The sequence below is a fragment of the Streptomyces inhibens genome, from assembly GCF_003389455.1.
Classification (GTDB): Bacteria; Actinomycetota; Actinomycetes; order Streptomycetales; family Streptomycetaceae; genus Streptomyces; species Streptomyces inhibens.
Window position 1 is genome coordinate 1 of record NZ_QUAC01000409.1, and the last position, 10,519, is coordinate 10,519.

The 10,519-nt window shown below is 71.1% G+C and carries 13 protein-coding genes; 8 read left to right on the top strand and 5 right to left on the bottom strand.

Going from position 1 to position 10,519, the window contains the following annotated elements:
• The coding region (locus DY245_RS36175) for an ATP-binding cassette domain-containing protein (RefSeq protein ID WP_147318422.1) at positions 1-728 on the bottom strand (728 nt) is incomplete at its 3' end.
• Positions 729-998: 270 nt separating this feature from the next.
• Here DY245_RS36175 and DY245_RS36180 point away from each other — a divergent pair.
• Positions 999-1,754, top strand: a complete 756-nt coding sequence (locus tag DY245_RS36180; protein ID WP_128511332.1) for an aminoacyl-tRNA hydrolase — start codon at positions 999-1,001, stop codon at positions 1,752-1,754.
• Between the two features lie 151 nt (positions 1,755-1,905).
• On the opposite strand, the gene DY245_RS36185 is transcribed toward DY245_RS36180, so the two are convergent.
• Together DY245_RS36185 and DY245_RS36190 are read right to left on the bottom strand one after the other, a co-directional pair.
• A complete protein-coding gene (locus DY245_RS36185; protein ID WP_128511333.1) occupies positions 1,906-2,619 on the bottom strand; it encodes a cation efflux transmembrane domain-containing protein in 714 nt (237 codons plus the stop codon).
• Positions 2,620-2,955 (bottom strand): ArsR/SmtB family transcription factor, encoded by a 336-nt coding sequence (locus DY245_RS36190; RefSeq protein ID WP_128511334.1) that lies wholly within the window; start codon positions 2,953-2,955, stop codon positions 2,620-2,622.
• A 136-nt stretch (positions 2,956-3,091) separates the two neighbouring features.
• Here DY245_RS36190 and DY245_RS36195 point away from each other — a divergent pair, with 136 nt between their 5' ends.
• Together DY245_RS36195 and DY245_RS36200 are read left to right on the top strand one after the other, a co-directional pair.
• The gene (locus tag DY245_RS36195) at positions 3,092-3,625 is read left to right on the top strand and encodes an RNA polymerase sigma factor (RefSeq protein ID WP_128511335.1); all 534 of its coding nucleotides are present in this window, start codon (positions 3,092-3,094) and stop codon (positions 3,623-3,625) included.
• Positions 3,622-4,077: an SRPBCC family protein gene (locus DY245_RS36200; protein WP_128511336.1), complete on the top strand. Its 456-nt coding sequence runs from the start codon at positions 3,622-3,624 to the stop codon at positions 4,075-4,077. Before DY245_RS36195 ends, DY245_RS36200 begins: the two co-directional genes overlap by 4 nt.
• 4 nt (positions 4,078-4,081) lie before the next feature.
• On the opposite strand, the gene DY245_RS36205 is transcribed toward DY245_RS36200, so the two are convergent.
• Together DY245_RS36205 and DY245_RS36210 are read right to left on the bottom strand one after the other, a co-directional pair.
• Positions 4,082-4,963: an alpha/beta fold hydrolase gene (locus tag DY245_RS36205; protein WP_128511337.1), complete on the bottom strand. Its 882-nt coding sequence runs from the start codon at positions 4,961-4,963 to the stop codon at positions 4,082-4,084.
• A gap of 614 nt (positions 4,964-5,577) precedes the next feature.
• Entirely contained in the window at positions 5,578-6,483 is a 906-nt protein-coding gene (locus tag DY245_RS36210) for an EamA family transporter (protein ID WP_128511338.1), read from the bottom strand.
• Between the two features lie 105 nt (positions 6,484-6,588).
• On the opposite strand from DY245_RS36210, the gene DY245_RS36215 reads away from it, so the two are divergent.
• From DY245_RS36215 to DY245_RS36235, 5 genes are all read left to right on the top strand, one after another.
• Entirely contained in the window at positions 6,589-7,518 is a 930-nt protein-coding gene (locus tag DY245_RS36215) for a LysR family transcriptional regulator (protein WP_128511339.1), read from the top strand.
• 453 nt (positions 7,519-7,971) lie between these two features.
• Positions 7,972-8,268: a hypothetical protein gene (locus tag DY245_RS36220; protein WP_128511340.1), complete on the top strand. Its 297-nt coding sequence runs from the start codon at positions 7,972-7,974 to the stop codon at positions 8,266-8,268.
• Positions 8,265-8,480 (top strand): hypothetical protein, encoded by a 216-nt coding sequence (locus DY245_RS36225; RefSeq protein WP_128511341.1) that lies wholly within the window; start codon positions 8,265-8,267, stop codon positions 8,478-8,480. Before DY245_RS36220 ends, DY245_RS36225 begins: the two co-directional genes overlap by 4 nt.
• Before the next feature lie 2 nt (positions 8,481-8,482).
• Positions 8,483-9,478 (top strand): PqqD family protein, encoded by a 996-nt coding sequence (locus DY245_RS36230; RefSeq protein ID WP_128511342.1) that lies wholly within the window; start codon positions 8,483-8,485, stop codon positions 9,476-9,478.
• Positions 9,475-10,519: ATP-grasp domain-containing protein (locus tag DY245_RS36235; protein WP_128511343.1), on the top strand; the 1,045-nt coding region annotated here is incomplete at its 3' end. The genes DY245_RS36230 and DY245_RS36235, both read left to right, overlap by 4 nt.

Sequence of the window (10,519 nt, forward strand, 5' to 3'; positions counted from 1 at the left end):
TCCGGGCCGGCGGCCACCCCGCCCCGTCCGGTCGGCAGCGCGCTGCCCGGTGCGCCCTCGACCTCGATGACCACGCGCGGCCCGCTCACGGCCGCCGGGTCCTCGGTCCAGCCGCTCTCCTCCCGGGGCAGCAGTCGCCCGTCCGCGACCCGGTAGCGGGCGTCGGCCGCGCCGGCGAGCCGCTGCGGGTCGTGGTCGACGAACACGACCGTTCCGCCGTCCGCGACCCGCTCGGCGACCGCGCGGTCGAGCTCCTCGCGCGCGCCGCGGTCCAGGCCGGTCCAGGCCTCGTCCAGGACGAGGAGTTCGGGCTCGGCGAGCAGCGCCTGGGCGACCGCGACCTTCTGGCTGGTCCCCTTGGACAGCTCGGCCAGCCGGGTGCGCGCATGGCCGGCCGCCCCGAAGCGTTCGAGCCACTCGGTGGCGCGGCGGGCCGCCTCGGGGCCGCGCAGACCGTGGATGCGTCCGAGGTGGGTGAGGTAGCCGGCGGCGGTGAAGGGCAGCGCGGCCGGGAACCGTTCGGGCACATACGCGCTGCGCGGCCGGCCGGTGATCCGTCCGGTGCTGGGCCGGTCGATCCCGGCGAACAGCCGCAGCAGGGTGGACTTCCCGCTGCCGTTGGTCCCCTCGATGCGCACCAGCGCGCGTGCCGGCACCTCAAGATGTACGTCCCGCAGCACCCAGGGGCCGCGCACCCCGTAGCGCCGCCCCACCCCGTCCAGCCTCATGCGTTCGGCACCTCCGCTGTCTGTCGGCGTCCCCGCCGCTCCGCCGAACCCGACGGTAGCCGGACCGGCGGACCGGTGCCTGCTCGGGGACGCGGTTGGCGCGGCCGGCCGTACGGGAGCCAACCGCACGCCGGACGGGCGGAGTTGGTCTGCCCCCGACGGCCGGGCAGAGCCGTCGCGGGCCGGCATCCGGACACGGCAGGCCGGCGGCGGGCCATGGCGGGGCCGGTGCCGGCGGCGTTGTCGGTGGCGGCTGGCAGACTTGGCCGGGTGACCAGCACCGAGACCGCCGGGGAGCCCGGCAACAGCACCGGCAGCCCCTTCCTGCACGAAGAGACCGACCGGGACGCGGCGCCGCAGTTCGTGCTGCCGCTCGTCGCCCGGATTGAGCGCGCCGAGCCACCGGCGCGTACGGACGCGCTGGAGACGGCGGCGCGGGCGGTGCTGGTGCTGCTGTCGGACGAGCGGTCGACCGGGGACGGCGAGTGGGCCGAGGCGGTGCGGGACTGGCAGGACGCCCGGATCCGGAAGGTGGTGCGGCGGGCGCGCGGCGCGGAGTGGCGGCGGGCCGAGGCGCTGCCGGGCATCACGGTCACCGGCGACCGCGCCGAGGTGCGGGTCTTCCCTCCGGTGCCGCTGGACGGCTGGCCGAAGGACCTGGCGCGGCTGCAGGTTTCGGGCACGGAGCTGACCGATCCGCAGCCGCCCGGGGCGCCCGCCGCCGGCCGTCCGGTGCTGTGGTTCAACCCCGAGCTGGAGATGTCCGCGGGCAAGGAGATGGCGCAGGCCGGACACGGCGCACAGCTGGCGTGGTGGGAGCTGCCCGAGGAGGAGCGGGCGGCCTGGCGCGCGGCCGGCTTCCCGCTGGCCGTGCGGTCGGCGGCGCCCGCCGACTGGGCGGCGCTGACCCGCAGCGGGCTGCCCGTGGTGCGCGATGCCGGGTTCACGGAGATCGCGCCCGGGAAAACTCTTGTAGTCGAAGGGGGCAGTCGTTTCTGTCCGCTCCCGCGCGAACGACGACCGTAGGCGGGTCTTCTGCGCCCGGCAGCGGCAGCGGCGTCGCATGCCTTCCTCGGCGCTCAGCGGACTCGGGTGACCGTCACCGTCGCGTTGTGCCCGCCGTGCCCTCCACCACCAGCTCCAGCGCTCTTGTTCCCCACCCTGCCTGGGCAGGTGGTCAGTTACAGCAGTCGCAGCCGGGGTGGCAGACACACGCTTCGCCCACCTCGGTGTCGGCTGCCGGGGCCATTGCGGCTGAGGGCGCGCAGCAGCCCTTGCCCTGCCAGGCGTCGCGGCCCTCCCTCACGGCGACGGCGGCGATGACGAGGGCGGCGACCGGGTCGGCCCAGGACCAACCGAGCGTGGCGTTGAGGACCAGCCCGATCAGCAGCACGGCGGACAGGTACGTGCACAGCAGGGTCTGCTTGGAGTCGGCCACCGCGGAGGCGGATCCGAGTTCGCGGCCCGCGCGGCGCTGGGCGGCGGACAGGAACGGCATGACCGCGAGCGACAGGACGGCGATCACGATGCCGGGGATCGACCGTTCCGCTTCCCCCGTGCCGGCGAGCGCGCGGACGGCGTCGACGGTGACGTACGCGGCGAGCGCGAAGAACGAGACAGCGATGATCCGCAGGGTGCGCTGCTCACGCGCCTCCCGTATCGCGTGGTCGCGAGCGGAGAACTGCCAGGCGACCGCGGCGGCGGAGGAGACCTCTATGACGGAGTCGAGCCCGAAGCCGATCAGCGCGGTGGAGGATGCCAGAGCGCCGGCCGTGATCGCGACGATCGCCTCTATGACGTTGTAGGTGATGGTCGCGGCGACCAGCAGGCGTATGCGCCGGGTCAGCACGTCGCGGCGGGCCGGGCTCGGGCCGAGGGATATCGCGGTCATTCAGCAGCAGTCCTTCTCGTCGGCGTCGGGGCAGGTGCGGTCCGCCTCGACGGCGACCACCGCGTTGCGCAGGTCGTCGAGTGCGTGACCGAGGCGCTCGTCGACGAGTTCGTAGCGGGTGCGCCGGCCGTCGGGGACGGTGACGACCAGGCCGCAGTCGCGCAGGCACGCGAGGTGGTTCGACAGCCGGGTGCGGGAGATGTCGAGGGCGTCGGCGAGGTCGGCCGGGTAGGCCGGGGCCTGGCGCAAGGCGAGCAGGATGCGGCAGCGGATGGGGTCGGCGAGGGCGCGACCGAACCGCGCCAGCACTTCGATGTCGGCGGCGAGTGTCAGCACCCTCCGACAGTACAGGGAATCCTGAATTCAGGAAATCATGGATCCAGCTTCTCGCAACCCGCCGGGTCCGCAGCAGCCGGCACCGGACGCCCTGCACCGCCGCGCCCGGAGGCGGTCGCGGTACGGTGTTGCGGCGATGGATGACGACGTGCGGCCCTGGGACGCGGCGGCGCCGCTCGTACGGGCCGCGCAGAGCGGTGACGCCCTCGCCATGGACGACTTGCTGAAGCTGGTGACGCCGTACGTCACCCGGCTGTGCGCCCCGATCGCCCCGGACGACACCGCGGACGCCGTGCAGGAGTCCCTTCTCGCGGTGTTCCGGGGGCTGCGCGGGCTGCGCGATCCGCAGGCGTTCTACGGCTGGGTGCGTGCGGTCACCGTGCGGGAGGCCGTCCGGGTGGCGCGGCGCTCCGCGAGTGAGACGCCCGCAGACCCCGAGGAGATCGTCCGGCTGCGGGACCTGCTGCCCGGCATCGGAGGCGAACTGAGCGTGGAGGTACGTGACTTGCTCGCCCGACTGCCCCTCCGGCATCGCACCGTACTGGTGCTGCGGGAACTCGAAGGAATGGACGAGCGGGCGACGGCCGAGCTGATCGGCGTACCCGAGGGCACCGTGAAGTCACGGCTGAGCAGGGCCCGTTCCTCCTTCCGGAAGGCGTGGACACGGTGAACTCCCCCGACCCTGTCGCCCGGCTGCGCGTACTGGCCGCCGGACTGCGCGCCCCCCTGTACGCCGAGGCCCGGATCGCTCTGCCCTTCGACCAGGTGTGGGCGGTCATCGCCGACCTGGAGGGCGAACTGCCCCATCTGATCTCCTTCGTACGGGAGTTCAGGGTCCCGCCCGGCGACAGCGAGCGCAAAGCGGCGCAGGCCGTGGACGTACTCGGTCTGCGCGGGCCGTTCGACGTGCGGCTGAGCCCCGGGTGGTGCCTCATGCAGTCCCGCCTGGTGACGATGGGAATGGCCGCGGCGCCGGACGGCACCGGGACGCGGCTCGCCGTGTGCGGCGCGGCGCGGCCCGCCGCCCTCGGCCCCGTGCAGCGCGTGTACCGCAGCCTGCTCGGCAGACGCCGCACTCGTGCCTTCTTCCGCGAGGTGGAGCGCCGCGCCGCACTGCGCTGACCCCTCACCCGGTCCTGGCGATGAGTTTCCGCAGGGCCTCGGCCACCAACTCCGGCCGCTCCTCGTGCAGATGGTGCCCCGCGCCCGGCACCACCCTTACGGTCAGATCGTCCGCGTGGGGATCGCCGCCGCGCAGCAGGGCCGGCGGGATCACCGGGTCGTGCTCGCCGCCCAGGACGAGCGTCGGGACGGTCAGCCGCCGTCGGCGGTGGGTGCCCCGGAAGCCCGCCGGGATGTCCCGCACGACGTACTGCCAGAACATCGCCTGCCCGGCGTGAGCCGAGGCCTGTGCCGCCCCGGCGAACTCCGTGAGATCCGCCTCCCGCCACGCCGTCGGGTCGGCGACCGCGCGCCGCAGCAGATACCGGGTGAAGGCCGGCCAGTGCCGCAGGACCAGCCGTCCGAGTACCGGGTACTCGATGAAGGCTGTGAACCACATCCGCCACAGATTCGGCAGGACATCACGGTGCCGCGTCCACGGGTGCGCCATGTTCAGTGCCAGGAAGGCGCGGAACCGGTCCGGGGCCCGCTGACAGAGCCGGAAGCCCACCCCGGCACCCCAGTTGTGCCCGACCAGGGTCACCCGGTCGAGGCCGAGCTCGTCGAGAAGCGCGAGTATGTCGTCGCCGAGTCCGTCCGTGTCGTAACCGCGCTCGGTCTGCTCCGACCAGCCGAAGCCGCGCAGATCGACGCAGATCAGCCGGTGGCCGCCGGCGAGCAGCGGGACGAGCGCGCGCCACGCGTACCAGTGCTGCGGGAAGCCGTGCAGCAGCACTACGGGCTCGCCGCTGCCGGACTCGGCGATGTGCAGCCGGGCCCCGCGGACCGTCACCCACCGGTGCTCGGCCCCTTCCAGCGGGGGCATGGGGCGGTTGCTGTTGATCACGAGGGAATCCCTTCGCCGGATGTGAGAAGCCGCGTTCACCCCGCCAGGAGGCGCACGACCCCTCGAAGGTTCCCTCGTGTTTGCGTGTACGTTCTGTGAGTACGTACGGTCGGCAGCTTTCCGTCGTCCATCGCTACTTCAGCCAACCCATCCATGCGCCGGACAGCGGTGAAGATCTGACCGCTGTCAACTTCCTCCGCAACTCGGGAGAGCATCAGTACGGCGTGTGCCGGCATTCGTCTCATCAGCGCCTGACGATCCGGCGGATGACGGCCGCGCTCGCCGAACTCTCAATAACCCTCACAGCCGGAAAGTCGAGAAGTCAGGATCAATCACGCCGGATGATCACGCTCGTATATCCGATTGCCGGGCACCTGAAAACGGTGCCGTGCGGGGTCCGCGACCAGGGCGCGAGACGGTCGCCACAGCACCCGCGTACAGCCATTCGCGGAGGTGAACTCCCAGGTAAACGAGAGACAAAATCATGCCCCGGAAAGACTCAACCGAGTCCATTGGATTCCTCAAGGGCGACCGACTGGACGCAAAATCCAGGAGGGGCCTCTGCGAAAGGGGCGGCCCTCGTGTATTTTTAACGGTCCGTTTGTTCTCGGACCTCAGGGCGCCGCAGCTGTTACGGCCGTTCGCTCGGTTTCGACCGGCATCGGCTTCTTCGTACGGCGCAGCATTCCGACCGCAATGCCGACGATGACAAGAGCCGTGGCACAGAAGGTCAGCGTGGTCATGCGCTCACCCTGGAAGATCCAGGCGGACGCCAGGCCGAATACCGGGACGAGCAACGAGAACGGAGCGACGGTCGGCGCGTCATAGGTGCGCAGGAGATATCCCCAGGCGGCGAATCCGAACAGCGTTGCACCCCACGCCACATAGAGCGCGGCGCCCACTCCGCTGAGGTTCAGATTTTGCAGCGCCCGCAGGTCCGCGTCCCAGCCTTCGAAGGGCACGGAGATGAGCGCGAGCGGGACGGGCGGCACGACGCTCACCCAGACCATGAACCGGAACGCATCCGGCGGACTCGCCTTCCGCATGGCGATGTTCGACAGGCCCCAGCATGCCCCCGCACCCACGACCAGCAGGAATCCGGCGAGCGTGCCGGCTGTTGAGTCCAGCCCGGCCAGCACGATGCCCACCGAGGCAATGGCCATGCCGACGATCTGCACCCGCCGGGCGCGCTCCTTCAGCAGCACCGCGGCGAAGAGCACGGTGAACACCGCCTGGCCCTGGAGCACCAGGGAGGCCAGCCCCGGGGGCAGCCCCGCATGCATACCGATGAACAGCATCCCGAATTTCATGATGCCGAGCGTGACGCCGACCGCAATCACCCAGCGCCAGGCGACTTTGGGCCGCCCGACGAAGAAGACCGCGGGCAGCGCGGCCAGGAGAAAGCGCACCGCAGAGAAGAGAAGTGGTGGAAAATCGCGCAGCCCCACGTCGATCACAACGAAGTTCGCGCCCCATACGGCAGCGACAACCACCGCCAGGGCAACGTGTACGGGCTTCATGCCAATGGCTCCTGGGGACGCGCTCCTTCGGGATTTTCCATCACAACAGTCGCCGCCCGTAAGGGCCAGCAAAGGTTTCTGAAGGTGGGGTATTAGCATCGCTTCATGTTCGACCTCAATCGCTTACGCGCCCTGCGCGCTGTGGCCACCCACGGCTCGATGACGGGTGCGGCCGCAGCCCTGGGCTACACGCCGTCCGCCATCTCCCAGCAGATCGCCAAGCTGGAGCGCGAGACCGGCTCCGAACTGCTCGACCGGCAGGGCGGCAAGGTGGAGCTCACGCCCGCGGGCTGGCTGCTCGCGGAGGCGACGGACGAGGTCGTGGCGGTGCTGGAGCGGACCCGCTCGCGCCTGGAGGAGCAGCGCGACCGGCCCACCGGGCGGCTGATGCTCGCCGCGTTCCCCACGGCCTGCCGCGGCTTCGCCGCCGCCGCGCTCGCCGACCTCGTCAGGCGCCACCGCACCCTGGACTGCCAGCTGGTGGAGGCCGACCCCAACCGCGCCATCAGCCTCGTCGTACGGGGGGAGGCTGATCTCGCGGTCGTGCACGACTGGCACAACACCCCGCTGACGCTGCCCGCCTCGCTGTCCGTCACCGAACTGGGCGAGGACATCGCCGACGTCGCCCTGCCCGAAGGGCACCCGCTCGCAGAGCGGGACGTGCTGACCCCGTACGACCTGCGGAAAGAGCGATGGATCGGGCAGGGCTCCGGGGCCATGTGCCATGAGTGGCTGCTGCGCTCCTTCTCCGATCTCGGCACCGAACCGGACATTCCCTACCAGATCGAGGAATACGAGTCCCAAATATCGCTTCTGGCAGCGGGGTTGGGCGTCACGATGCTGCCCCGACTCGGCCGCGGCACCCTGCCGCCCACCGTCCGCGTCGTCCCGATGCAGCCCGCACCCTCCCGTCGACTTTCGGCCATCTGGCGCTCCCAGGCCGACCGCAGGCCCGCGATTCACGCCACATTGGCAGCGCTGCGCGGGCACTGGCCGGGCGCGAATTCCGGCCAGCCGGCCCGAGAATCCGCGTGAACTCCGGGTCAACTCCGCGGGGACATTCGGGCTATAGCGAATAGCCGGACGACCCACATCCCGAGACCGACGATTGACAAGCCCGAGAAACGTGATCAAGAGTAGGTCCTGACAGCGCAGCCGGTAAGCGCTGACGATTTCCGGATGGGGGACAGTACCGGATGGCTCCTTTCTCTCGCACGGCCGATTAGTTGTCGCCGCAGGACACGACCAGATCGGCTGGCGCACTATCGGGGATTTCACGCACAGACGCCTTGCCGCGCTGAGCAGAGTTCCCTTCTTTCGACGATTACTGATCGCCGGGCGATTCCGCCTGCCTGCTTCCCTTTCCTTCCTTCTGGCGCAATGCCAGGCCACCAGATCCGTTTCCTCGTGCCACGCGCCTTCCTTGGCGCCGGCCCACCGTCGTTCGGTTGAAAGAGGCGCTTGTCCGTCATGGCAATTGACTCGCCCATGCCCACTCCCTTAGCGGCACCCGACCATGCCTCGGCCCTCCAGGAGCTGCGGACCGTGCTGTCCGCAGAGAACTACGAAGGCGCCGTCCGCTGCGCGGCGCGCCTGTACGACGCACTCCCGGACAAGGAGCAACTCGTCAGCAATGTCGTCCTGGTGGCCTACGGCGGCGGCAAGGACAGCTCGTACACTCTCGCCTTCGTCCGGACGATGCAGCTCATCCTCTCCCAGGAACACGGCGCGACGTTCCGCATGCGGGTCGCGGCCTGCGGCACGCGGGCATGCCGCAGGCCGTGATGGACAACATCGACCGCGCCTACCGCTCCCTGCGCCTGTTGGATGACCCCGACTGCGAGCTGCTGCTGATCGACGGGCAGCAGGTGCGGACCTTCGACGCCACGCTGCCGCAGACGGACGACGTCGTGGGGCGCAACCGCCTCGACATCCTGATGACCGGCCACCGCACGGCCGCCGACGCCCGCCCGACGTTCTGCAACGCCTGCAACTGAGCATGGTCAACTCCTTCGGCCTGGCCGCGGGGTACGACGGCGGCGTCGACCTGATCATCACCGGCGACTCCCAGCAGGAGCAGCGGGACTACTACCTGTGGGTCAGCCGGCTCGCCCGGAAGTTCGGGCTGCAGCCGCCGCGCGACATGCGCGCCGGCTTCCAGGGTTTCCTCGCCTCGCTCAACAACATCTCGCAGGCGTACTTCGCCGATATCCACGGCCCTGACGCGCCGGACGTCGTCGCCGAGCACGCGATCACCACCGACGTCCGCACCGGTCTGCAGTTCTTCTCGATCTACGACGACACGGCTTACGCCTCCGGCGACCACTGGGAGCTGCTCACGGACCACCTGGGCTTCCGCTTCGACGACATCGCCTTCAGCTTCACCGAGTCCGACTGCGGCAACCCCGCGCTGATGGCGCACCTGCGCGCCCTCAAGTGCGAGCACCGCTACGGCCAGTCGTACGCCGAAGGGCTCGCCGGGTACGTCGAGTTCGCCATCTCCCTCATGCACAAGAAGGAGTTCCCGCCGCAGCTCGTGGAGATCATGCGGGAGCGCTACGAGGGCCGGGACGACCGGATGCGGGCGGCCATGGATGCCTACGCCGCACAGGCGTACGGCTTCACCGAGGAGCAGCTCGTCGCCATGGTCCACGCGCCGTTCACGGAGAAGGGCACGAACCTGGAGACGTACCTCGCCGCCGAGCAGCCTGACCTTCTCACCCACGCCCCGCTCATACGTGGGCTCCTGGACGGTTCGGTCCCGACGGCGGACGGGGAGACCGTCCGGGTCACCGAACGCCTGGAGCAGCTCAGTGGCCTGACGCTGGATCAGCTGAAGGTGCTGTACGGCAGCTCGCTCCGGTTGCCGAGCCTCACCCCCGCCGGCGGCGAACTCATCGACGCCATCCTCGAAGGCGACCCGCACAAGCAGGTCGTACACACCCGGCACAGCGCCGAGGGCCCCGTGGTGCCCGAGCTGCTCTCCGGCCGGTGACCGTGACAACCGGCAATCCCCCGGGGGACTTCGTACAAGTAGGTGCCACCCGCGACGGTCTGGACCCGTATCTGGACTGCGCACGCCGCCGCGGCATGCGGGCGGTGCTGGTGGAGACGCCCGCCTATCTGCGCTGGCGCAGGCTGCTCGGACGGCGGGAGTTCGATGTCGAGGTGGCCGTGGCGCGGCCGCAGGACCCGGACGCGGTCCGCGCGGCGCTCGCCGCCGCCGCGGTCGCGCCCGGCCTCGTCCTGACCGGGTTCGAGCGCTATGTGTACGCCGGGTTCGCCCTGGCCCGTGCGCTGCGCGTGGCACCGTGGCCGGGCGCAGGCGACGGCTTCCGGCCGCTGGACAAGCGCGAGCAGCGCGAGGCTCTGCTGCGCGGCGCTCCGCAGGTGGCCCAGCCCCGCTTCGTACCTCTGGGCCCCGGCGACGGGGACGCGGCGGACCGGCTCGGCTTCCCGCACGTCATCAAGCCGGCGGACGGCGGCGGTGGGCTCGGTGTGCCGCTCGTGGACGGCGTCGCACAGCGCCGCCGCGCCCTGGACCGCGTCCGCGCTCTGGTCAACTACGGGGGCGGCGCGTTCTCGGGCATCGTGGCGGAGGAGTTCGTCAAGGGCCCCGAGCTCTCCCTCCAGGGCGTCGCCCACGAGGGCAACGCCGTGCTGCTGAGCGTGTGCGAGAAGCTCACCTGCCTCGAAGAGGTACGCGGCGAGTCCGACCTGTCGGGCTTCCGCGAGGTGGGCCACGTGGCCAGGCCCGGCGACGGCGCACCGCCCGCGCTGCGCGAGCTGGCGCAGGCCTGCCTGGACGCCACCGGCTACCGCGCGGGCCCCTTCCACGTCGACGTCATCCAGGGCCCGGCCGGTCCGGTCTTCGTGGAGATGGGGTTCCGGCTCTCCGGGGGCGGGCTGGTGGCGCTCGTCGAGAAGGCGACCGGCGCCGACTGGGCGGAACTGGCCTTCCGCACCCACCTCGGCGACGCGGCGCCGGTACGGCCGCCGTTCCCGGACGGCGGCCGTACCGGCGGGGAGTCCGTCC

What these genes read in the sequence shown, in the direction of transcription:
- DY245_RS36215 (WP_128511339.1), top strand. Translation starts at nt 6,589, where the DNA reads ATGTTCGACCTCAATCGCTTACGCGCCCTGCGCGCTGTGGCCACCCAC.
- DY245_RS36230 (WP_128511342.1), top strand. Translation starts at nt 8,483, where the DNA reads ATGGTCAACTCCTTCGGCCTGGCCGCGGGGTACGACGGCGGCGTCGAC.
- DY245_RS36220 (WP_128511340.1), top strand. Translation starts at nt 7,972, where the DNA reads ATGCCCACTCCCTTAGCGGCACCCGACCATGCCTCGGCCCTCCAGGAG.
- DY245_RS36210 (WP_128511338.1), bottom strand. Translation starts at nt 6,483, where the DNA reads ATGAAGCCCGTACACGTTGCCCTGGCGGTGGTTGTCGCTGCCGTATGG.
- DY245_RS36195 (WP_128511335.1), top strand. Translation starts at nt 3,092, where the DNA reads ATGGATGACGACGTGCGGCCCTGGGACGCGGCGGCGCCGCTCGTACGG.
- DY245_RS36185 (WP_128511333.1), bottom strand. Translation starts at nt 2,619, where the DNA reads ATGACCGCGATATCCCTCGGCCCGAGCCCGGCCCGCCGCGACGTGCTG.